Source organism: Nonomuraea sp. B5E05 (genome assembly GCF_039880665.1).
GTDB lineage: Bacteria > Actinomycetota > Actinomycetes > Streptosporangiales > Streptosporangiaceae > Nonomuraea.
On the sequence record NZ_JBDPMJ010000003.1, the window covers coordinates 398,014 to 418,500 of the forward strand.

Annotated in this window: 22 protein-coding genes; 17 read left to right on the plus strand and 5 right to left on the minus strand. The window is 73.6% G+C overall.

Annotated elements, in window-relative coordinates:
* Nucleotides 1–8 precede the first annotated feature (8 nt).
* Complete coding sequence (locus ABGB01_RS08235; RefSeq protein ID WP_347771894.1) at nucleotides 9–203, minus strand: hypothetical protein; 195 nt, start codon at nucleotides 201–203, stop codon at nucleotides 9–11.
* Between the two features lie 402 nt (nucleotides 204–605).
* Between ABGB01_RS08235 and ABGB01_RS08240 the strand changes: the two genes are divergently transcribed.
* The 5 genes from ABGB01_RS08240 (at nucleotide 606) to ABGB01_RS08260 (ending at nucleotide 4,526) form a co-directional block, all read left to right on the plus strand.
* Nucleotides 606–899, plus strand: coding sequence for a small ribosomal subunit Rsm22 family protein (locus ABGB01_RS08240; protein ID WP_347771896.1), 294 nt, complete (start codon nucleotides 606–608; stop codon nucleotides 897–899).
* Between the two features lie 152 nt (nucleotides 900–1,051).
* Nucleotides 1,052–2,008, plus strand: a complete 957-nt coding sequence (gene sigJ / locus ABGB01_RS08245) for an RNA polymerase sigma factor SigJ (RefSeq protein ID WP_347771898.1) — start codon at nucleotides 1,052–1,054, stop codon at nucleotides 2,006–2,008.
* 43 nt (nucleotides 2,009–2,051) lie between these two features.
* Complete coding sequence (gene uppS / locus ABGB01_RS08250; RefSeq protein ID WP_347623808.1) at nucleotides 2,052–2,771, plus strand: polyprenyl diphosphate synthase; 720 nt, start codon at nucleotides 2,052–2,054, stop codon at nucleotides 2,769–2,771.
* A 41-nt stretch (nucleotides 2,772–2,812) separates the two neighbouring features.
* Nucleotides 2,813–3,595 carry a GNAT family N-acetyltransferase gene (locus tag ABGB01_RS08255; protein WP_347771900.1) on the plus strand — a complete coding sequence of 261 codons (783 nt, stop codon included), beginning with the start codon at nucleotides 2,813–2,815 and terminating at the stop codon, nucleotides 3,593–3,595.
* 46 nt (nucleotides 3,596–3,641) lie between these two features.
* The gene (locus ABGB01_RS08260) at nucleotides 3,642–4,526 is read left to right on the plus strand and encodes a pentapeptide repeat-containing protein (RefSeq protein WP_347771902.1); all 885 of its coding nucleotides are present in this window, start codon (nucleotides 3,642–3,644) and stop codon (nucleotides 4,524–4,526) included.
* Between the two features lie 59 nt (nucleotides 4,527–4,585).
* Here the strand turns inward: ABGB01_RS08260 and ABGB01_RS08265 are convergent, their stop codons facing one another.
* Entirely contained in the window at nucleotides 4,586–5,089 is a 504-nt protein-coding gene (locus tag ABGB01_RS08265) for a MarR family transcriptional regulator (RefSeq protein ID WP_347771904.1), read from the minus strand.
* 77 nt (nucleotides 5,090–5,166) lie between these two features.
* On the opposite strand from ABGB01_RS08265, the gene ABGB01_RS08270 reads away from it, so the two are divergent.
* The 7 genes from ABGB01_RS08270 (at nucleotide 5,167) to ABGB01_RS08300 (ending at nucleotide 10,005) form a co-directional block, all read left to right on the plus strand.
* Entirely contained in the window at nucleotides 5,167–6,063 is an 897-nt protein-coding gene (locus tag ABGB01_RS08270; RefSeq protein WP_347771906.1) for an EamA family transporter, read from the plus strand.
* Between the two features lie 5 nt (nucleotides 6,064–6,068).
* Nucleotides 6,069–6,407, plus strand: a complete 339-nt coding sequence (locus ABGB01_RS08275; RefSeq protein WP_347771908.1) for an NAD(P)H-binding protein — start codon at nucleotides 6,069–6,071, stop codon at nucleotides 6,405–6,407.
* Nucleotides 6,408–6,409: 2 nt separating this feature from the next.
* Nucleotides 6,410–6,721, plus strand: a complete 312-nt coding sequence (locus ABGB01_RS08280) for a hypothetical protein (RefSeq protein WP_347771910.1) — start codon at nucleotides 6,410–6,412, stop codon at nucleotides 6,719–6,721.
* A gap of 72 nt (nucleotides 6,722–6,793) precedes the next feature.
* The gene (locus tag ABGB01_RS08285) at nucleotides 6,794–7,657 is read left to right on the plus strand and encodes an SMP-30/gluconolactonase/LRE family protein (protein ID WP_347771912.1); all 864 of its coding nucleotides are present in this window, start codon (nucleotides 6,794–6,796) and stop codon (nucleotides 7,655–7,657) included.
* Between the two features lie 74 nt (nucleotides 7,658–7,731).
* Nucleotides 7,732–8,304: a WHG domain-containing protein gene (locus tag ABGB01_RS08290; protein ID WP_347771914.1), complete on the plus strand. Its 573-nt coding sequence runs from the start codon at nucleotides 7,732–7,734 to the stop codon at nucleotides 8,302–8,304.
* A 26-nt stretch (nucleotides 8,305–8,330) separates the two neighbouring features.
* A complete protein-coding gene (locus ABGB01_RS08295) occupies nucleotides 8,331–8,477 on the plus strand; it encodes a hypothetical protein (protein WP_347771916.1) in 147 nt (48 codons plus the stop codon).
* A 289-nt stretch (nucleotides 8,478–8,766) separates the two neighbouring features.
* Entirely contained in the window at nucleotides 8,767–10,005 is a 1,239-nt protein-coding gene (locus tag ABGB01_RS08300) for a cytochrome P450 (protein WP_347771918.1), read from the plus strand.
* A gap of 42 nt (nucleotides 10,006–10,047) precedes the next feature.
* Here the strand turns inward: ABGB01_RS08300 and ABGB01_RS08305 are convergent, their stop codons facing one another.
* Entirely contained in the window at nucleotides 10,048–10,818 is a 771-nt protein-coding gene (locus tag ABGB01_RS08305; protein ID WP_347771920.1) for an NAD(P)-dependent oxidoreductase, read from the minus strand.
* A 224-nt stretch (nucleotides 10,819–11,042) separates the two neighbouring features.
* On the opposite strand from ABGB01_RS08305, the gene ABGB01_RS08310 reads away from it, so the two are divergent.
* From ABGB01_RS08310 to ABGB01_RS08325, 4 genes are all read left to right on the plus strand, one after another.
* The gene (locus tag ABGB01_RS08310; protein ID WP_347771922.1) at nucleotides 11,043–11,849 is read left to right on the plus strand and encodes a putative protein N(5)-glutamine methyltransferase; all 807 of its coding nucleotides are present in this window, start codon (nucleotides 11,043–11,045) and stop codon (nucleotides 11,847–11,849) included.
* A gap of 117 nt (nucleotides 11,850–11,966) precedes the next feature.
* Complete coding sequence (locus tag ABGB01_RS08315) at nucleotides 11,967–13,613, plus strand: hypothetical protein (protein ID WP_347771924.1); 1,647 nt, start codon at nucleotides 11,967–11,969, stop codon at nucleotides 13,611–13,613.
* A 179-nt stretch (nucleotides 13,614–13,792) separates the two neighbouring features.
* The gene (locus tag ABGB01_RS08320) at nucleotides 13,793–14,917 is read left to right on the plus strand and encodes an esterase-like activity of phytase family protein (protein WP_347771926.1); all 1,125 of its coding nucleotides are present in this window, start codon (nucleotides 13,793–13,795) and stop codon (nucleotides 14,915–14,917) included.
* 60 nt (nucleotides 14,918–14,977) lie between these two features.
* Nucleotides 14,978–15,817 carry a universal stress protein gene (locus ABGB01_RS08325; RefSeq protein WP_347771929.1) on the plus strand — a complete coding sequence of 280 codons (840 nt, stop codon included), beginning with the start codon at nucleotides 14,978–14,980 and terminating at the stop codon, nucleotides 15,815–15,817.
* A gap of 7 nt (nucleotides 15,818–15,824) precedes the next feature.
* Here ABGB01_RS08325 and ABGB01_RS08330 read toward each other — a convergent pair whose 3' ends face one another.
* On the minus strand, nucleotides 15,825–18,731 hold the full coding sequence (locus ABGB01_RS08330) for a pyridoxamine 5'-phosphate oxidase family protein (RefSeq protein WP_347771931.1): 2,907 nt from the start codon (nucleotides 18,729–18,731) through the stop codon (nucleotides 15,825–15,827).
* Nucleotides 18,728–19,480 (minus strand): HAD-IA family hydrolase, encoded by a 753-nt coding sequence (locus tag ABGB01_RS08335; RefSeq protein WP_347771933.1) that lies wholly within the window; start codon nucleotides 19,478–19,480, stop codon nucleotides 18,728–18,730. Before ABGB01_RS08335 ends, ABGB01_RS08330 begins: the two co-directional genes overlap by 4 nt.
* A gap of 169 nt (nucleotides 19,481–19,649) precedes the next feature.
* Here ABGB01_RS08335 and ABGB01_RS08340 point away from each other — a divergent pair, with 169 nt between their 5' ends.
* Nucleotides 19,650–20,477, plus strand: a complete 828-nt coding sequence (locus ABGB01_RS08340) for a hypothetical protein (RefSeq protein ID WP_347771935.1) — start codon at nucleotides 19,650–19,652, stop codon at nucleotides 20,475–20,477.
* Nucleotides 20,478–20,487: the final 10 nt, after the last annotated feature.

The window sequence follows — 20,487 nt, forward strand, 5'->3', positions numbered from 1 at the left end:
CCTTAGCGTCAAATGATCAAGAACGGCAGCGCCTCGTGCCCCTCCGGCTCGGCCACCACCTCAGGCCGCCACGGCAGCCGCGCCCGCAACCACCGGTCGGCCGCCTCCCGCACCAGCCCGCGCCGCGGCAGCACGAACGGCCCCTCCAGTTCGCGCCCCTCCAGGGTCCCATCCGGGGCTCCGTGCGGGCCGGTGACGAACATGAGCTGGACAAGCGCTCAACGTCGCCTCTAGCGGCCTTTCGAGCGGCGCAGCGACCGGGACACGGCGACTTCTCGAAGCGGACGCCTTCCAGCTTGAGCGGTGCTCTGACGCCCTCGCTCGCCGGGCGGCCATCTGGGCGGCGGCCACGACCTGGCCGTCCATCGAGGAGGTCACCGTCGTCGAACGCGACCCGCACGCCATCGGCCTGGGCCGCCGCCTGGCCCGCGCCTCGCCGGCGCTGAGCGGGACCACGTGGAGGCGGGCGTCCGTCCGGCCGGGTACGCCACCGTCGCCACCGCCCGGGAGATCCTGGCCGGACGCGGCATGACCATCGTCGCCCCCTGCCCCCACGACGGTCCCCGATCCGGCAGAGCGAGGACTGGTGCCACTTCTCCGTACGGTTGCCGAGGAGCGCGCTGCACCGCGGGGTCAAGGCGGGCACCCTCGGCTTCGAGGACGAGAGGTTCTCCTACGTGGCCGCCGCGACGTCGAGGTGGCCGCGGGCCGGCGGCAGGGTCCTGCGCCATCCGCGCGGGCGCAAGGGCCTGGTGTCCCTGCGGGTGTGCACGGACGAGGACGGGGTCCGCGGCGTGACGGTGTCCAGACGGCACGGCGGGCTCTACCGGCTGGCCAGGGACACCGGCTGGGGCGACGCCTGGCCGCGTACCGGTGAGTATGGAGGTGAAACGTGTTAGGAGGTGGGGGAGTGGCGAGCGCTGGAACCGCCGCTCCCCGCCCGCGTGCCGGAGGAGAGCCCCGTCACATTCGCGCGCCGATGTCACACTCGCGGGGCGTACGGGCTCTATGTCCCGTGACAGCCGCAAGCCGCGCAGGGAGGAACGCCGCGATGTCCGACGAGCAGGCCACGCAGGTCTTCATCGACCACCGTGAGCTGCTGTTCTCCATCGTCTACAACATGCTCGGCAGCGTCGCCGACGCGGAGGACGTGCTGCAGGAGACGTGGTTGTCCTGGGCCAGGCGGAGCGCGCCGTCCGCCGGTGAGCAGGTCGCCAGCCCGCGCGCCTACCTGGTGCGGATCGCGGTCAACGCGGCGCTGGCCCGCCAGGCGAGCATCAGCAGGCGGCGCGAGGAGTACGTCGGCCCGTGGCTGCCCGAGCCGTTCGTCACCGAGGGCGAGGACGCGGCCGACCCCGCGGTGCGGGCCGAGTCGGTGTCGATGGGCCTGTTCGTGGTCCTCCAGTCGCTCACCCCGCTCGAACGCGTCGTGTTCCTGCTGCACGAGGTGTTCGGCTACGCCCACACCGAGATCGCCGGGATCCTCGGCCGTACGCCGGCGGCCGTACGCCAGCTCGCCCACCGCGCCCGCGAGCACGTCCACGCCCGGCGCCCCCGCTACGACGTCGACCCCGGGGTGCGGCGCAAGGCCACGGAGAAGTTCCTGGCGGCGGTGTTCGGCGGCGACCTGGCGGCGCTGCTGCGGCTGCTGGCACCCGACGTGACGTTGTGGTCGGACGGCGGAGGCAAGGCCCCCGCGCCCGCCCGCCTGCGTCCCGTCCACGGCCGTGACAAGGTGGCCAGGCTCCTGGCCGCGGGCCCCGGGCGCGTACCGGAAGGGCTGGACGTGCGCTACCGGGAGATCAACGGCGACCCGTCGGCCGTGCTGTTCGACGGCGACGCGCCGTTCGGCATGATGGTGCTGGACCTGACCCCCGACGGCGAGCAGGTGGCCGGCATCTACGCCGTCACCAACCCCGACAAGCTGGTACGGATCAGCGACGGAAATCCGGAAAGATCCGATACCGACCGTCCGGGCACGCCATCCTGTGAGGGTGCAGACGACTGACCTCCTTCACGCCTTTTACGCCCGGCGCCTGCGCCGGCAGGTCATGGCGGGCCCGCTCCCGGGCCACGTCGGCCTGATCATCGACGGCAACCGGCGCTGGGCCAAGCAGAAGGGCCTGGCGCATCCGGGCCTCGGCCACAAAGCCGGCGCCGAGCACATCGCCGACGTCATGGCGTGGTGCGAAGGGCTGGGCATCAACCATCTGACCGTGTTCCTCTGCTCGACGGAGAACCTCCAGCGCCGCGGCGACGAGGAGGTCGCCTCCCTGCTGGGTGTCATCGAACGCATGGTCGCCGAGCAGCTCGACCGGCCCGACGCCCGGTGGCAGGTCCACGTCGCCGGAATGCTCGACATGTTGCCCGACACCACGGCCCGCGCCCTCAAGAGCGCCGTGGAGGCGACCCGCACGTGCGCCACCGGCTTCCACCTCACCCTGGCCATCGGGTACGGCGGCCGCCAGGAGGTCGTCGACGCCCTGCGCGAGCTGCTGTACGAGCGGGCCGAGTCGGGGCAGTCCATGGTGGAGCTGGCCTCGACGCTGACCGTCGACGACATCGCCCCGCACCTGTACACCGCCGGGCAGCCCGACCCCGACCTGGTGATCCGCACCAGCGGCGAGCAGCGCATGTCGAACTTCCTGCTCTGGCAGTCGGCCTACTCCGAGCTGTACTTCTGCGAGGCGTACTGGCCCGCCTTCCGCGAGATCGACTTCCTGCGCGCGCTGCGGAGCTTCGCGGCGCGGCAGCGGCGTTACGGCGGGTAAACCGGTTGCCCGGCACGTCCAGGGGATGCTGAGGTGTCCGGGTGAACCATGACGACGTGCTGGCCCTGTTCGACCGGCAACTGCGGCGGGAGGCCCGCCCCGACGGGCCGGGAATGCGGGTCGAGCGGGTGGACGGCGTGGTGCGCCAGACCGGCCCCGCGCACGGCTGGAACGGCGTGTTGTGGTCCGGCCTCGACGAGCGGGACGCGGACGCGGCGATCGCCGGGCAGGTGCGGCACTTCGGGTCGCTGGGGCTGACGTTCGAGTGGAAGCTGTACGCCCACGACCGCCCCGCCGACCTCGGCGACCGGCTGCTGGCAGCCGGGTTCACCGCCGAGCCGCAGGAGACGGTCATGGTGGCCGAGTCCGCCGCGATTGCCGCGGGCCCGCCCGCCGAGCCGGAGGGCGTACGCCTGGTCCCGGTGACCGGCGCGGACGGCGTGGAGCTGATGGCCGGCGTGCACGACCGCGCGTTCGGCCACGTCGGGGAGCGCCACGGCGACCACCTCAGGAGGCAGCTCCTCGACCAGCTCGCGGCCGGCACGCTCAACGCCGTGCTCGCCCTGGCCGGCGACGAGCCCGTCAGCGCCGCCCGGCTGGACCTGTATCCCGGCACCGGCTTCGCCGGGCTGTGGGGCGGCGGCACCGTGCCCGGATGGCGCGGGCGGGGCGTCTACCGCGCGCTGGTCGCCTGGCGTGCCCGCGAGGCGGTCGCGCTCGGCCACCCCTACCTGCAGGTGGACGCGTCCAGCCAGAGTCGTCCCATCCTGGAGCGGCTGGGGTTCGCCACGCTCACCACCACGACGCCGTACACGCATCCTTGACTAGGGTGGATGGGCCGCACCCCGTCACCTGTGAGGAGACCTGCACTTGCCCGGAACGAACCCGCGCGAGCTCGGCCTGCTGGCCGACTGTGAGAGCTGCTTCGGGCTGTGCTGCGTGGCGCTGCCGTTCTCGGCCTCGGCCGACTTCGCCGCCGACAAGGACGCCGGCCAGCCCTGCCGCAATCTGCGCGACGACTTCCGCTGCTCCATCCACGACCGGCTCAGGCAGAGCGGCTTCGGCGGCTGCACGGTCTTCGACTGCTTCGGGGCGGGGCAGAAGGTCTCGCAGGTCACGTTCGAGGGCACGAGCTGGCGGGAGGCGCCCGGCACGGCCCGGCTGATGTACTCCGTGTTCCCGGTCATGCGGCAGTTGCACGAGCTGCTGTGGTATCTGGCGGAGGCGCTGGCGCTCGACGCCGCCCGGCCCGTGCACGCGGAGCTGGCCGAGGCCCTCGCCGCGACCGAGCGCCTCACCCTGCGCAGCGCCGGCGAGCTGGAGAAGGTCGACGTGGAGGCGGAGCGGGTGCGCGTCAACACGCTGCTGCTGCGGGTCAGCGAGCTCGTGAGGGCGGGGCGTGCCGGCAGGGATCACCGGGGGGCCGATCTGATCGGCGCCCGCCTGAGCGGCGCCGACCTGCGCGCGGCCAGCCTGCGCGGGGCTTACTTGATCGGGGCCGACCTGAGGGGAGCCGACCTGCGCCAGGCCGACCTCATCGGGGCCGACCTGCGCGGGGCCGACCTGTCGGGAGCCGATCTCGACGGCGCCCTCTTCCTCACCCAGCCCCAGCTCGACTCCGCCAAGGGCGACCGGGCGACGCGCCTGCCCGCCGCGCTCACCCGCCCGGCGCACTGGTCCGCTCCGCAGGACCGGCCGTCCCGGCCCCGCGCCAGGGGCGGAGGAAGAGCGCGCGGCGCCGGCCGCCGCCGCTGACCCCGCGACCAGCGGCGGTCCACCAGCGGGCGCCGCGCATGGCCGGGGTGCGCCGGGGCTCAGGCGGGGCCGGTCGTGTCGCCGAGGGATTCCAGCAGGGCGCGCAGCGTGTCGGCGAGGTCGTCGCGCCGCTCCGCCGGCAGCGCGGCGAGCACGCGCTGCTCCGTCGCGAGGTGGTGCGGCAGCACCTCGTCGATCAAGGTGTGTCCCTCGTCCGTGAGGGTCACGTGGACGCCGCGCCCGTCCAGGTCGCTCGGGGCGCGCGTCACCAGGCCGCGCGCCTCCAGGCGGTCGAGCCGCTGCGTGATGGCCCCCGAGGTGACCATGGACGCGCGCATCAGCTCGGCGGGCGTCAGCCGGTGCGGGGGATCGCTGCGGCGCAGCGTGGCCAGCACGTCGAACGAGGCCGCGTCGAGCCCGTGGGCGTCGAAGGTGCGGCGCAGCTCCGCGGTGATCAGCCGCGACAGCCGCGACAGCCGGCCGATGACCGCCATCGGGGAGACGTCCAGGTCAGGGCGCTGGGCGGCCCACTGTTCAAGCACGAGGTCGACGTGATCTGCCACTCCTCCAGCCTAGCGATGTCTTAGCGGTGAGGTACATCACGTAGGCAAGTATCTTAGTAGTGAGCTACTTTGTCTTAGTGCTAAGAAATCGAACGGGAATCGTGTTGCTGACCGCGTTGACCCCCTCCATCTGGGGGACGACCTACCTGGTCACCACCGAGTTGCTGCCGCCTGGCCGGCCCCTGCTCGCGGCGCTGATCCGCGCCCTGCCCGCCGGGTTGCTCCTCCTGGCGATCACCAGGCGCCTGCCGGAGGGGATCTGGTGGTGGCGCTCGCTGGTGCTGGGGGCGCTGAACATCGGGGTGTTCTTCGCGCTGCTGTTCGTGGGCGCCTACCGGCTGCCCGGCGGGGTGGCCGCGACCGTCGGGGCCGTACAGCCCCTGCTCGTCGCGCTGCTGTCGGCCGGGCTGCTCGCCGAGCGCCTGTCCCTGCGCACCGCGCTGGCGGCCGTGGCGGGCGTGGCGGGGGTCGGCCTGCTCGTGCTGCGCGCCGACGCGCGCCTCGACGCGCTCGGCGTCGCCGCGGCCCTCGGCGGCGCCGCCGTCATGGCCACCGGGGTCGTGCTGAGCAAGCGGTGGCGCTCGCCCGCGCCGCTGCTGGCCACCACCGGCTGGCAGCTCGTCGCCGGCGGCCTGCTGCTGCTCCCCGTGGCCCTGCTCGTCGAAGGGCCGCCGCCCGCCGTCCTCACGACCGCCAACCTCGCCGGGTACGCCTATCTCGCCGTCATCGGCTCCGCCTTCGCCTACGCGCTGTGGTTCTGGGGACTGGGACGGCTGTCGGCGACCCAGGTGACGTTCCTCGGCCTGCTCAGCCCCGTGGTCGCCACCGCGCTCGGCTGGCTGGTGCTCGGCCAGCGCCTCACCGCCGCCCAGGCGTTCGGCGCGGTCGTCGTCCTGGCCGCGCTCGTCGCCGCCCAGCTCCGCCCGGCCCGGCCGCGGCCGGCGCAGGCCGTACTCGCGGGAAAGGAATCCTGACCGTCATGCGCATCACCCTCTTCGGCGCCGCCGGAGCCGTCGGCAGCAGGACGCTGGCCGAGGCGCTGTCGCGCGGCCACGACGTCACCGCCGTCGTCCGCGACCCCGCCCGCCGTCCGCTGCCGCACCCAGGCGCGAAGGTCCGCCGCGGCGACGCGTCGGACATCGGCGACGTCACCGCGCTCAGCGCCGGGCAGGATCTGGTCATCAGCGCCACCCGTCCCGCGCCCGGCCACGAGCACGACCTGGTGGGCACCGCCGAGTCCCTGCTGGCCGGGGTCTCGGCCACCGGCGTGCGGCTGCTGCTCGTCGGCGGCGCGGCCGGGCTGACCGTGCCCGGCTGACCGTGCCCGGCACGGGCGGGCTCACCGTCGTCGACACGCCGGACTTCCCGCCCTCCTGGCGCCCCATCGCGCTGGCCTGCGAAGCCCAGCTCGCCGCCTGCCGCGCGGCCCCGCGCGCCGACTGGACCTACCTGAGCCCGCCGGCGCTGCTGGAGCCGGGCGAGCGCACCGGCCGCTACCGGCTCGGCGCCGACGAGCTGCTGGTCGGCGCCGACGGCCGCTCGGTGATCTCCATGGAGGACCTCGCCGTGGCGCTTCTCGACGAGGCCGAGCGACCCCGGCATCGCCGGTGCAGGTTCACGGTGGCGTACTGACGCCGTGGCCTGGCGGCGGGCCGCCGTTAGAGTCGTGGACCACGCCCCCGTGATCCCGCCGAGGAGAGCCGCATGACCATCGCCGCGTACACCGTGACCGACCCCATCGCCGAGCACGGCGAGGGGCCCGTGTGGTCGAGCCGCTGGGGCGGGCTGCGCTGGGTCGACATGCTCGCCGGTGACGTGCTCGCGCTGGACGCCGGCGGAGGGGTACGCCGCCGGCACGCCGGGGCGCTCGCCGCCGTCGTACGGCCCCGCGTCTCCGGCGGCTACGTCGTCGCTGCCGAGCGCGAGCTGCTCCTGTCCGACTCCGACGACCTCGACGCCCCGCTGCGTTCCCTGGGCGAGGCGTGGACCGACCCCGCCATCCGGATGAACGAGGGCGGTTGCGACCCCGACGGCCGCTTCTACATCGGCAGCATGGCCTACGACGCCACCCCGGGGCGCGGCTCGTTCTACGTGGCCGGGCCGGGCGGGGAGCTGCGCGTGGTGCTGCCAGGAGTGACGATCTCCAACGGGTTCGACTTCAGCCCCGACGGGAGCCTGGCCTACTACGCCGACACCGGGACCGGCCGCGTGGACGTGCTCGACTACACCCCGGACGGCGGGCTGAGCGGGCGGCGGCCGTTCGCGGTCGTCGACCCGGCCCAGGGGGCGCCCGACGGGCTGACCGTGGACGCCGAGGGCGGGGTGTGGGTGGCGCTCTGGCAGGGCGGGGCCGTGCACAGGTACGACGCGAGCGGCCGGCTCGACGCGGTCGTCACCCTGCCCGTACGCAAGGTCACGGCGGTGGCGTTCGGCGGCGACGGCCTTGACCGGCTGTTCATCACGACCTCCGCGCTCGACGTCGACAGGGGCGAGCAGCCCGCCGCCGGCGCCCTCTTCGCCGCCGACCCGGGGGTGCGCGGCCGCCCGGTCCTGCCCGCCGCTCTCTGATCCTCCGGCTTGCGTGACCGTCCCTCTCTAGGCTAAAACCTAGGAGGCATAGGTTTGCGGAGTGGAGGTGGCCCATGGCGCGTGCCGGACTGACCGCTGACCGGGTGACGGAGGCGGCGGCCGACCTGGCCGACGTGGTCGGGTTCGACAACATCACGCTGTCCGCGCTGGCGCGCGGCTTCGGCGTCGCCGACGCGAGCCTCTACTCCCACGTCAAGAACATGCGCGACCTGCGCACCCGGGTGGCGGTGCGCGCCGCGGGCGAGCTCGCCGACCGCCTCGCCACGGCGACGGCGGGCCGGGCGGGCAAGGAGTCGCTGGCGGGGTTCGCCAATGCCTGGCGCGACTTCGCGCGCCACTGTCCCGGCCGCTACCAGGCCACCCAGATGCCCGTGGAACCCGAGGTCGTCGCCGGCTCCTCGGGCCACCAGCGGATCATGGCCATCACGTACGCCCACCTGAGCGGCTACGGGCTGCCCGAGCCCGACCTGACCGATGCCATCCGCCTGTTGCGCAGCACGTACCAGGGGTTCTTCGCCATCGAGGCGAGCAGCGGGTTCGGCCATCCGCGCGACCTGCAGGCCTCGTGGGAGAAGATCCTCGACGCGCTCGACAACGCGCTCACCCACTGGCGCGTGTCCTCCTAGCGCCATCCCGTACGCAAGGAAAGAGCATGAAACCGATTGCCGAGCCCGACCTGCGCGCCTGCTTCGTCAACTGCTCCCGGTTCGAGTCGCTGACGGTGGACGAGCGCATCGCGCGGGCCGTCGCCAACCTGGACGCCTTCCTCGCCAAGGTGCTGGACGGCAGCGTGTCGTGACGTTGGCGGGGGCGGCGTCCAGCTCTCGCCGGCGGACGGGAAGGGCCGCCCGCGGCCTCGGCCGGCTTCCCATCGCGGCCACCGTCGCCACCTGAGCGGGCGGTGCGCGATGGGGTGCCGGCGTGAACGTCGCCCATGGCTTGGACCGCACGTCCGCGCCTTCCGGTTCCCTCGGCGAACGATTTTCCCGGGTTCGCATCCGCATCGTCCTCAGGTTGCCGCACGCCCTCATATCGAGATACTCTCACCATCCAGATGTCATCATCATGTGAATTGGTGAGGAGCGGCGATGACCGAGGTGCCCCAGATCGACCTGAGCGACCCCGCGGTTCTCGGGAACCCGCTCACCGCGTTCTCCCAGGTGCGCGAGCAGTCGCCCGTGGTGCGGCTGGCCGCGCCCGGGTTCGGCCCCTTCTGGGCCGTGACGCGGCACGCGGAGGCCAGGGCGATGCTCAGCGACCCGCGCCTGAAGACCAGCGTGGACAGCTACCTGCAGTTCGACGTGCCCGAGCACTGTCGGCGATACATGCGCACCATGTCCGTGCTGAACGGCTCCGAGCACTCCCGGCTGCGCCGGCTGGTCGCTCCCGCGTTCACGCCGCGCAAGGCCGCCGCGTTCGGGCCGCGCATGGAGCGGATCGCCGACCGCCTCCTCGACGAGCTGCCCGGGCACGCCGCCGGGGACGGCGCCGTCGACCTGCTGGCCCACTTCGCGCGGCCCCTGCCGATCGAGGTGATCTGCGAGCTGGTCGGCATCCCCGCCGCCGACCGCCCCCGCTGGCGTGAGTACGGCGCCGCCGTCGCCGCCGGGCACGGCCAGGGCCTGCGGGAGGCCATCCCGGCCATCATGGAGGGCGCCACGGCGGCCGTCGCCCGCGGCATCGCCGAGCCCGGCGACGACCTGGTCTCCGACCTCGTCCGCGTCATGGAGGAGGACGGCGACCGGCTCAGCGAGGCCGAGCTGGTCACCATGGTCTGGCAGCTGGTCCTGGCCGGCCAGACGCCTGTCAACCTCATCGCCAACGCCGTGGTCACCCTGCTCGGCCACCCCGAGCAGCTCGCCGCCCTGCGCGCCGGCCCGGAGCTCATGCCGCGCGCCGTCGAGGAGCTGATGCGCTGGTGCGGCCCCCAGCTGCTGACGATCCCGCGCTTCCCCGCCGAGGACGTCGAGATCGGCGGCGTGCTCATCCCCAAGGGAGAGCCCGTCACCGCCGCGATCGCCGCCGCCAACCGGGACCCCCGCGTGTTCGACGATCCCGGCACGTTCGACATCCGGCGGGAGGCGTCCGGTCACCTCGGGTTCGCGCACGGCCCGCACTTCTGCGTCGGAGCCTCGCTGGCCCGGGTGCAGACGGGCGCCGCGCTCGGCGCGCTGCTGCGCCGCTTCCCCGGCCTGGCGCTCGCCGGTGACGCCGCGTACACCCCCGACCCGGGCACGCTGCGCCTGGCCTCCCTGCCCGTGACGCTGCGCCCGACCCTCGTGCCGCGCGGCCGCCACGACGGTGAACGGCGCGGGAAGTCCGCCTGACCCCCGCGCCGCGCGGTCACCACGACGGTGCCTGACCCCCGTTCAGGCCTGCGCGGGTGGGTTGTCCGCACCGTCGAAGATGCGGCAGATCATCACCGTGGGCGGCCCGGCGGTCCCGGCGTACGGCTCGCTGTCGTCGCGCGGCTCGTAGCCGAGCTTCCCGGCCGAGGCGAGATCCCAGTGCCGCCGGGTGTTGGCCGACATGCCGAAGTGCACGCTCCACCCAGGACCGGCCGTCAGCGCCGCCAGCAGCAGCGCGCCCGCGTCCCGGCCGGACAGCCACATGCCCAGGTACCTCGCCTCGTCCAGCGCGTAGCCGGTCGAGCCGAGCCGCAGGCAGACCACGGAAGCGCCGGTCAGCTCCGCGTGCAGCCGGCCGAGGTTCTCCGTGATGACCTTGCTGAGCCCGTACGCGCAGCAGGGCCGGGGTTCCCACGCCGGGTCCACCGGACGGTGCTCCGGCCGGTTGTACTCGCCCATGGCGTGCACCGTGCTGGCCAGCACCACCCGTGGCACGCCCTGTCCGGCGGCGGCGTCGAGCACGCGGCGGGTGAGCGCCACGTTGGCGCGGTAGACCTCCTCCCACGTCGCGTGCGGCCTGGGGTCGCCCGCGAGGTGGACCAGCCCGGACGCCCCGGCCAGCGCCCGCTCGGCCACCCCTGGTTCGGCCAGGTCGGCCACCATGGACTCCTCGCCGGGCAGAGTCGCCCCGGCCACCCGGTCGACGACGCGCAGCCGGTGCTCCGCCAGCAGCGCGGGCCGCACCAGGCTGCCCACCCGCCCGAAACCGCCAGTGATCACCACAGGACCCATGCCGTGCCCCCGTTCCGCTCTCCACCATGAATGTAGGCCGGTGATCGGGGGACGGACAGGACCTTTGCGACAGGGATCTGCTAGCGTGACCATCCCCGAACGGACCGGCCAGGGAGGTGAGACCCATTACCGCTGTGACAGGCTGGGTGCTCCCCTTCCCGGCCAGGCGGACCACCGGGATCAGGTGACCGCGGGAGCGCCCATCGGCATCCCGGAAGGCTTCCATGTCTGTTTTCTCGTCACCCGTCCAGACCGCTGAGATCGTCACGAGGCTGCGCGCCGCAGGCTGCGTGTTCGCCGAGGACGAGGCGGCACTGCTCGTCTCCACCGCACCGACCCCCGAGGTCCTGGCCGCCATGGTCGCCAGGAGGGTCGCCGGCGAGCCGCTCGAACACGTGCTGGGCTGGGCGGAGTTCTGCGGCCTGCGCGTCGTCGTCGAGCCGGGGGTGTTCGTGCCCCGGCCGCGCACGGAGTTCCTCGTCCGCCGGGCCGTCGCACTGGCCCGCGCGACCGCGGGCCCACCCGTGATCCTCGACCTGTGCTGCGGCACGGGCGCGATGGGCGCCGCAGTGATCGCCGAGCTCGCCGGCGCCGGGGGAGGCGGGGCCGAGGTGCACGCCGCCGACCTCGACCCGGCCGCCGTGCGCTGTGCCCGGCGCAACCTCCCGGGCGCGCACGTCCACGAGGGCGACCTGTTCGAGCCGCTGCCCTCGTCGTTGCGCGGCCGGGTCGGCCTCCTCATCGCCAGCCCGCCGTACGTGCCGTCGGGGTCGATCGGCCTGCTGCCGTCCGAGGCCAGGCTGCACGAGCCGCTGACGGCGCTCGACGGAGGAGGCGACGGCCTCGACGTCGCCCGGCGGGTGATCGCCGGGGCGCCGCGGTGGCTGGCGCCGGGCGGCCACCTGCTGGTCGAGACGAGCGAACGCCAGGCGGAGGCCACCGCCGTGGCCGTGGCGGGCGCCGGGCTGCGCGCCCGTGTCGAGCGTTCGGAGAAACTGGACGCCACCGCCGTCATCGGCACCCGTCCCTAGCCCCGCACGACTGACCGCCGACGCGTGCGGGAGGCGGCGTGGAAGCAGCGTCGACGGCATTGGGCGCCGGGGCCGGTCCACGGATAATCGGTGGGTCGTCGTCGAAGGAGGAAGCGCGTGCGGGTGTTATCGATGGTCGCCGTCATGCTGGCCGGCCTGGCCGTCCCCGCCCGGGGCGCCCCCGCGGCGCCGGGCGACTACTGGGTCGCCGGAGGAGACCAGAGGGGCAGGAGACTGCTGGCCTTCGATCCCGCCGTCACCGACTGGAACAGTCCGGCGGCCGTGAAGTGGTCGTGGGAGCCGAGCATCACGCCCGGCCGGTTCTCCGGCGACGAGGTGTCGGCGTTCGGGCTCATCGCCGGCTTCAAGCTGCGCACGAGGCCGTCCGGCGCGCAGAGCGTCGTCGTCGCGGCCGGAGGCAGCCGGGGCATCGCGGCCATCGTGTCCTATCCGGAGGGGGTCCGCCAGTGGGCACGGATCCTGCCGGGCAACCTGCACGCCGCCGAGCTGCTGCCCGACGGCAACATCGCGGTCGCCGCCTCCACCGGAGGCTATGTCAGGGTGTACGCGTCCTCGCAGGGGCCGAACGCGGCCACGTACGCCGAGTTCGAGCTGACCGACGCGCACGCCGCTCTGTGGGACCCGGCGATCAGGCGGCTGTGGGTCATCGGCCAGGACCCCGCGTCCGGACAGCACATCCTGACGGCGCTCGCCGTGGAGGGCACCCCCGCCCGGCCGACGCTGCGCGAGGACATCCAGCGCAGGGCCGTCCTCGACAGCACCTGGTGCACCGACACCGTCGACTTCTTCGCGCCCGCCATGACGCGCAGGCGCACGGGCGCGGCCTTCTACAAGGCGCGCGTGTGGAGCCCGTACTACGGCGTCGCCGACCAGAGCCTGCGCGGCACGGTGTGGGAGCGCACCCGCAGCCCCTCGGGCGCCTGGGCTTCCGGCGCGACCGAGATCGACGCGAACGGCGGCATCTCCGACGTGGCCGTGGCGGCGTTGCCGGACGGCAGCCTGCACGTGCTCACCCTCGTGCCGGGCAGCGGGGTCTGGGACCGCGGGCGCAGCCCGTCCGGGAAGTGGGACGAGCGGGCCGTCAGGATCGACGACAACGGCTCGATCTCCCGCATCTCGGCGGCGGCCCTGCCGGACGGGACCCTGCACGTGCAGACGCTGGTGCCGATGGCGGGGGTCTGGGACCGCACGCGGGGTGCCCGCGGTGAGTGGGAGAGCTCGGTCAGGATCGACGGCAACGGTTCCGTTTCCGACGTGTCGGCGGCGGCCCTGCCGGACGGCAGCCTGCACGTGCAGACGCTGGTGCCGGGGGCGGGGGTCTGGGACCGCACGCGGAGCGCCGGCGGTGAGTGGGAGAGCTCCGTCAAGATCGACGAGAACGGCGCCGTGCACGCGCTCTCGGCCGCCGGGCTGCCCGACGGCACGCTCCAGGTGCAGACCGCGGTGCCGGGCGCGGGAGTGTGGAACCGCTCGCGCGGTACGGGCGGGGTGTGGGCGAGCTCGGTGAAGATCGACGCCAACGGGTCGGTGACCGCCCTGTCGAGCGCCGCTCTGCCGGACGGCGGGCTGGAGGTGCAGACCGTGGTGCCCGGGTCCGGGGTGTGGAACCGGGCGCGCAGCGCGGCCGGGGCCTGGGCCGGCGCGGCGGTGAAGGCCGACGGCGACGCCGGCGTGCTGGACGTCTCGGCCGTGGTGCTCCGCGACGGCACCCTGCACCTCCTCACGCTTCCTGACATTTCTTAATGTCCGGAAGATATGCGGCACGGGCGCCGGAAAAATGGGAATTTGCCTGATTTCTATGGTGACGTGCGAGTTTGGCGTCCGTGGACTTCCCTGGTGATCCGCGATTTCATGTCCTCCGTCGATTTCGCTCGACGGCCGGTGGAATTACGGGGGATCATATGGGTCGTTCGCGGAAAACAATGGAAATAACCATCGCGTTCACGATGGTGGTGAGCGCCGCACCGCCTGCGGCGGCCGAAAGCGCGCCGCCGGAGTCCGTCCGGATCACACGCTTCCTGGGCGAGCAGCGGGTGCCGCACCTGGTGCAGTTCGCGGGGACCACCGTGGGCGGTCTGTCCGGCATCGACCGCGACCCCCGCACCGACACGTGGTATTTCGTCTCCGACGACCGCTGGCGCTACAACCCGGCCCGCTTCTACACCGGGCGGCTCGACATCGACCGCCGGTCGGGGGCGTTCTCCGGAATACGCCTGACGGGGGTCACGACGATGCTCAGGGCCGACGGGACACCGTACCCGGCCTACGGCAAGCAGGGGTCGGCCGATCCGGAGTCCATCAGGTACGACCGGTGGAGCCGGCGGCTGTTCTGGGGCGACGAAGGGGATCGACCGGACACCCGAAATCCGGATATTCCGGTGTCGTCCCCGGCGGTGCGCTCGATGGACCACCGCGGCCGGCACACGAGCGCTCTGCCCCTCCCGGACAACCTGCAGCTCACGACCGGCGAGACCGGGCCGCGGCGCAATTTCGGGTTCGAAGGCCTGGCCGTGTCCAGGAATACGATCACCGCCGTGACCGAGGGCCCGCGCTACGAGGACGGGCAGCCGCCGACGGCCGAACGCGGCGCGCCCGCGCGGCTGACCGTGTGGAGCCGCCAGGGCACCCTGAAAGGCCAGTACGCCTACCCGCTCGACCCGCTGCCCGCCGCGCCCGTCCCGCCCACGGGGCAATCGGACACCGGCGTGTCCGAGTTGCTGGCCATCGACGAGTCCCGCTACCTGGCGCTGGAGCGTTCCTGGGTCGAGGGCACCGGCTACCGCGCGAAGCTCTACGAGATCAACCTGCGAGACGCCACCAATGTGCTGCAGACGGCCGCACTGGCGAGCGGGCCGTACCGCGCGGTGACCAAGCGCCTGGTCTTCGACCTGGGCACCTTCCGGCCCCCGGTACAGAACTGGGAGAGCCTCGCCTGGGGACCGCGCCTGGCCGACGGCGAGTGCACGCTCGTGATCGGCTCCGATGACAACTTCGACGAGCACGAGTCGACCAACTTCCTGGTGTTCGGCGCGACAGGCTGCCGCTGAATGACTCCCCGCTCCGGGGTAGCTGTGCGGGACAGGGACAGGCCGGACGGGAGGGCGGCGATGAGCGGACCGATCGTGGTCGGGATCGACGGGACGGACCGGGCCTGGACCGCGCTGACGTGGGCCGTGGACGACGCCGCGCGGCGCGGGCGGCCGCTGCGGATCGTGCACGTACGCGAGCCGTGGCAGCCGGAGCGGCCGCTGGCGGGCACGCGCCTGACACTGAGCGAGCGCTGCGAGGCGCTGCTGTCGGACGCCGTCGAGAGGGTACGCGCCATCGCGCCCGAGGTGGAGACGACGGCCGTGCTGATCACCGGCGCGGTGGTCGAGCGGCTGCGGACCGAGGGCGCCGACGCCGACAGCCTGGTGCTGGGCAGCAGGGGACGGGGCGCGATCGCCGGCCTGATGCTGGGCTCCACCGGGTTCGCGCTGGCCGGGCACGTACGCTGCCCCGCGGTCATCGTGCACGAGCCGCCCGGGCCGGAACGTGGCGAGGTCGTGGTGGGGTACGACGGGTCCGCCGACGCCGACGCGGCCATGGCGTACGCGCTGGAGCAGGCGAACGCGCGCAGAGCGCGGGTCCGGGTCGTGTACGGCCGCCAGGTGTCCGTGCTGGCGCCCCACCCCGTGGGGTACGGGCCGCTGCCGGGAGCCGGGTTCGGCCAGGAACTGGAGGCGGCGATGGAGCCGTGGCGGGAGATGTATCCGGACGTGCCGATCGAGGACTCCTTCGTCGACCGGCACCCGGTTCCCGCGCTGGTACGCGCGTCCAGCGACGCCGACCTGGCGGTGGTCGGGTCGCGCGGGCTGAGCAGGCTCACCGCGACGGTGCTCGGCACGGTGAGCCACGGCGTGCTCCAGCGGGCCCACTGCCCGGTCGCCGTGGTACGCGCCCCGTGAGTTGCGGTCACACGCCGTGGATGCGGCGGCCCGTGATCTGCCGCGGGGAGATGCGGACGTAGAGGAGCCGCTCGCCGCCCGCCCACGGGGTGACGCCGGAGCCCGCCGCGTCCGCCACCTCCTCGGCCGGCACGTGGTGGGCGGGACCCTGCACCAGGACGCTCCAGCCCTCGCGGTTGACCTCGTCGATCCGGTCGATCTCGAAGGCGATCATGATGTCGACCCCCTTCACCCCGCTGCGCAGGTCGTCGTCCATGGCGCCGCCGGCCGCGGTGCGGAAGACGATGTCGCCGTTGTGCAGCTTGTAGTTGACGGGCAGCACCGTCGGCCCGTGCGAGCCGTTGAAGGCCACCCGCCCGATCCCGCCGGACTCGATCAGCCGCAGGCACTCCTCCCGGTCCAGCACCTCCAGGGTGGGATGGGCCATGGCGGGGCCGCGTCCGGGCGGACGGTCCCGGCCGCCGCCGAGCAGCTCCTCGACCGTGGTCTGCAGGGCGTCCGCCAGGCGGTAGAGGGCGCCGGTGTCGGGCGTGTCGGCGTTCTCTTCCAGATATTTCACGTAACCGGGCGACATGTCGGCTTTGTCGGCGACCTGCTCCCGGGTCAAGCCGAGACGTTCGCGGTGGTGAATGATGCGGCGTCCGAAATCGCCGGTACCAGTCATGATCACATCTCCTCGCGTATAGGTGCGGCGCACGGTGCCGTTGATGCGCGCCTCGCGATGGTCGGCGTCGACGAAGATCTGGCGCCCGTGGTAACGCAGCGGCATGCACACCAGGCCGAGCCGGTCGGGCACCAGCGGGTCCAGCCGCAGCCGCCCGCCCCGTTCGAGCTCCAGGCCCAGGTAACAGCTCTGCAGCAGGTCGAGCGTGCCGCCCATGGCTCCCAGGTGGATGCCCTCCGCTGTCGTGCCGCCCTGCACGTCCCTGACGTCGCCGGTGAGGGCCTCGATGAAGAACTCCCAGGACCGCTCCCGGTTGCGGCGGGCCAGGATCCAGGCGTGCACGACGGCGCTGAGCGTGGAGCCGTGGCTGGTGCGCCGCAGGTAGTAGGAGATCGTCCTGGAGATCAGGCCGGGGTCGGGCGCGTAGCCGAGCCGTTCCAGGATGGCGGTCAGCTGCTCGTCGCCCAGCAGGTAACAGAGCATGAGCGTGTCGGCCTGCTTGGAGGCCTGGTAGCGGTTGACGTCGTCGCCCTCCGCCTCCAGCGCCCGGTCCAGGCGGCGCACGCCGCGATAACGCTCCCAGTCGAGCTCCAGCAGGTCGCCGTACCCCGTGAACTGGCTGATGACGCCGTGGTGGAAGTCGACCCGCATGCGGCGGCTGACGTCGTCCCAGAGGGCCAGCTCGGCGGCCGGTGGCGCCAGCTGCGGCGCCAGCACGGCGGTCTCGCGGGCGAGCGTCATCAGCCACACGGTCATGACGTTGGTGTAGGCGTTGTTCGCCACGCCGGGTTCGTCGGAGCCCGGGTAGGCGTCGTGATACTCGTCGGGGCCCATGACGCCGCGGATCTCGTAGCGGCCGTCGCGCAGCTCGGCCAGCGAGGCGAAGAACCTGGCGATGTCGAGCACCAGCTCCGCGCACCACGGCGGCATCGAGCCGGTGGCCAGGTAGTGGTGCCACACGTTGTAGGCGATGGCCAGGCCGACGTGGCGCTGGCGGTGGGAGTTGTCCGGCAGCCAGCGGCCGGAGAGGGGATTGAGGTGCAGCCTCTGCGTCTCCTCGCGCCCGTCGCTGCCGCTCTGCCACGGGAACATCGCGCCCTCGTACCCGGCCTCCGCGGCCGCGTCCCTGGCCTCGGGCAGGCGCCGCCAGCGGTAGCGCAGCAGGCCGAGCGAGATCTCGGGAAAACGCAGGTTCAGCCACGGCTCCACGAACAGCTCGTCCCAGAACACGTGCCCCCGGTACGCCTCGCCGTGCAGCCCTCTGGCGGGCACCCCGGCGTCGAGGTCGGCGGTGTGCGGGGAGAGCGTCTGGAGCAGGTGGAAGACGTACAGGTGGACGAGCTGCGACAGCTCAGGGCCGTCCACGTCGAGCCGGGCCCGCCGCCACAGGCACTCCCACGCCGACGTGTGGCGGGCCAGCAGCTCGTCGAAGCGCGGCGCGCGGCGTACGTGACGCAGGGCCGACGAGCGCGGGTCGTGGCCGGCGGGGTCGCGCGAGCTCGTCAGCGCCACGGTCTTCGTGATCCGGGCCGGCTCGCCCTCGGCCAGGTCGAGCACGTGGTCGGAGGTGATGTGGTCGCCGCCCAGCGTGGGCCGCGCGGACGGCGTGTCCCCGTCGATCCTGGAGGCCAGCGCCACCATGACGTGCGCGTTGCGCGTGGTCACCGTCAGCCAGGCCATGCCGTTGTCCGCGCCCGTCTCGTGCCCGGTGAGATGGTCGCCGCGCAGGTCGCGGTAGCGGGCCACGCCGCAGTTCGCCACCCGGCCCTCCAGCGTGCAGCGCACCCGCATCGGCCCCGACCAGTTCTCCGCGGTGAACGTGGTCTCCAGCGCGGCCAGCGCGGGGTCGGCCATGGACACCAGGCGGCGCTGGCGTACGTGCGTTACCCGGCCCGCGCCGTCGCGCCAGCGCAGCTCCCGCGTCAGCACGCCGTGCCGCAGGTCCAGCTCGTGCCGGTAGCGCAGCAGGCCGTCCTCCTCAGGCCGGAACCAGCCGGACTCCGGCGTGGCGAACGCCAGCGGCAGCCAGTCGGGCAGGTTGACGATGTCCTCGTTCGTCACCGTACGGCCGGCCACGACCGAGTCGAGCCGGTCGTAGCAGCCCGCCAGGTACGTGCCCGGGGTGCGCGCCCGCCCGTCGGGGGTGGCCCCCCGCGTCGCGAACCGGCCGTTGCCGAGCGTGCACAGCGCCTCGCGCAGCCCCTCGCCGGCGGGATCGAACCCCTCGTAGACGAGCGTCCAGGCGTTCATCGCCGCCCCACGGGCACCCGCCCGGTCACGCTCGCGTCGGCCAGGTCGGCCACCACCGCGTCGGCTCCGGCCGCGCGCATCGCCGCCTCCTGCGAGCCGCTTCTGTCCACCGCGACGATCAGCCCGAACCCGCCCCTGCGGCCGGCCTCGACACCGGGCAACGCGTCCTCGACGACCGCCACCTCGGCCGCGGACACCTGCAGGCGGCGGGCCGCCTCCAGGAACAGCGCGGGATCCGGCTTGCCCGGCAGCCCCAGCCCGGCCGCGTCGTTGCCGTCGACCACCGCGTCGAACAGGTGCAGCAGGCCCGCGGACGCCACCACCGCGCGGCAGTGCCTGCTGGCCGAGACCACCGCCGTACGGGCACCGCGGCGCCGCAACTCGTGCAGCAGCGCGACGGTCGAGGGGAACGCGGCCACACCGTGCTTGTCGATCTGCTCCTGGAACAACGCGTCCTTGGCCAGCCCGAGCCCGTGAACGGTCGGCGCCCCCGGCTCGTCGCGCGGGCCGCCTTCCGGCAGCGAGACGCCGCGCGAGGCCAGGAACGTCCGCACCCCGTCGAGCCGCGGCCGGCCGTCCACGTACGCCAGGTAGTCGGCGCGGATGTTGAACGGCGCCGCCCCCCGGCCCCGCAGGAAGGCGTCGAACACGTGCTTCCACGCGGCCGCGTGCACCCGGGCCGTGTCGGTGACCACCCCGTCGGTGTCGAAGACCACCGCGCGGAGCCTGCTCAGGTCAAAGGTGGACATGTCAGGACGCTACCCGCGTAGGGGCCTGCCAGCCCTGACCGTACGACCCGGCTTCCCGCCCGGCTCCCGGACGGGAAGCCGGGACGGCGAGCGCGCGGGCTTCCCGCGGCCCTGGACCATCGGGGGTACGTTGGGTTCGCCACCGTGAGCTCTGTCGCAGGAGGTCCGCATGAAGGTGTTCCGCGCGCTGCCCCTGCCGGCGGCGCTCGCGCTCGCGGTCGCCGTCGCCGGCTGCGGCGGCGGGACGGACCCGGAGGCGACGGCCACCGCGCCGCCCACGACCGCGCCTTCCTCCTCGGCCGCGCCCACCGGCCCGCCCAGCCCGTCCGGCTCGCCCTCGACCACCGCGGACGCCGGCACGCCCGCACCGGGCGAGTCGCTCATCGCCGGCCGCTACCAGCCGCTGTGGCCGTTCTCCACCCAGGAGGAGGCGGCGCGCTGGCGGGACGCCCAGGGCGCGGACGGCGACCAGGCATGGCACCTCGACGCCGCCCGCACCGCGCTCGCCTTCACCCGCGACTACCTCGGCTTCACCGAGATCGACCGGGCCGTCAGGACCGAGGAGGAAGGCGCGCACGCGCGCGTGCACGTCGGCTACCGCAGCCAGGAGGGCGACCGGCCGGCGGTCGCGGCCGTGGTGCACCTCATGCGGTACGGGCCGGGCGAGGACGCCCCGTGGGAGGTCGTCGGCACCGACGACACCTCGTTCACGCTGACGAAGCCGGCGTACGGCGCCGCCGTGAGCTCGCCGCTCACCGTGGGAGGGCGCATCTCGGGCGTGGACGAGAGCATCACCGTCCACGTGCGCCGGCCGGGTTCGGACGCCCCGCTGGGCGAGCGGTGCTGCGTGCCCGCCGGCGGCCGGAAGGCAGCCTGGTCGGCCGCGGTCGACTTCACGGCCCAGCCGGGGAAGACCCTCACCGTCGTGGTCTCCACGGGCGGTCACGTGGCGACGGTCGAGCGCTTCGCGGTGACGGGCGTCAGCGTCACGTCCTGAAGGCCCGTGC

What these genes read in the sequence shown, in the direction of transcription:
- ABGB01_RS08335 (WP_347771933.1), bottom strand. Translation starts at nt 19,480, where the DNA reads ATGTCCACCTTTGACCTGAGCAGGCTCCGCGCGGTGGTCTTCGACACC.
- ABGB01_RS08305 (WP_347771920.1), bottom strand. Translation starts at nt 10,818, where the DNA reads ATGGGTCCTGTGGTGATCACTGGCGGTTTCGGGCGGGTGGGCAGCCTG.
- ABGB01_RS08330 (WP_347771931.1), bottom strand. Translation starts at nt 18,731, where the DNA reads ATGAACGCCTGGACGCTCGTCTACGAGGGGTTCGATCCCGCCGGCGAG.
- uppS (WP_347623808.1), top strand. Translation starts at nt 2,052, where the DNA reads ATGGCGGGCCCGCTCCCGGGCCACGTCGGCCTGATCATCGACGGCAAC.
- ABGB01_RS08235 (WP_347771894.1), bottom strand. Translation starts at nt 203, where the DNA reads ATGTTCGTCACCGGCCCGCACGGAGCCCCGGATGGGACCCTGGAGGGG.
- ABGB01_RS08290 (WP_347771914.1), top strand. Translation starts at nt 7,732, where the DNA reads ATGGCGCGTGCCGGACTGACCGCTGACCGGGTGACGGAGGCGGCGGCC.
- ABGB01_RS08320 (WP_347771926.1), top strand. Translation starts at nt 13,793, where the DNA reads ATGGAAATAACCATCGCGTTCACGATGGTGGTGAGCGCCGCACCGCCT.
- ABGB01_RS08300 (WP_347771918.1), top strand. Translation starts at nt 8,767, where the DNA reads ATGACCGAGGTGCCCCAGATCGACCTGAGCGACCCCGCGGTTCTCGGG.
- ABGB01_RS08295 (WP_347771916.1), top strand. Translation starts at nt 8,331, where the DNA reads ATGAAACCGATTGCCGAGCCCGACCTGCGCGCCTGCTTCGTCAACTGC.
- ABGB01_RS08285 (WP_347771912.1), top strand. Translation starts at nt 6,794, where the DNA reads ATGACCATCGCCGCGTACACCGTGACCGACCCCATCGCCGAGCACGGC.
- ABGB01_RS08325 (WP_347771929.1), top strand. Translation starts at nt 14,978, where the DNA reads ATGAGCGGACCGATCGTGGTCGGGATCGACGGGACGGACCGGGCCTGG.
- ABGB01_RS08310 (WP_347771922.1), top strand. Translation starts at nt 11,043, where the DNA reads ATGTCTGTTTTCTCGTCACCCGTCCAGACCGCTGAGATCGTCACGAGG.
- ABGB01_RS08275 (WP_347771908.1), top strand. Translation starts at nt 6,069, where the DNA reads ATGCGCATCACCCTCTTCGGCGCCGCCGGAGCCGTCGGCAGCAGGACG.
- sigJ (WP_347771898.1), top strand. Translation starts at nt 1,052, where the DNA reads ATGTCCGACGAGCAGGCCACGCAGGTCTTCATCGACCACCGTGAGCTG.
- ABGB01_RS08340 (WP_347771935.1), top strand. Translation starts at nt 19,650, where the DNA reads ATGAAGGTGTTCCGCGCGCTGCCCCTGCCGGCGGCGCTCGCGCTCGCG.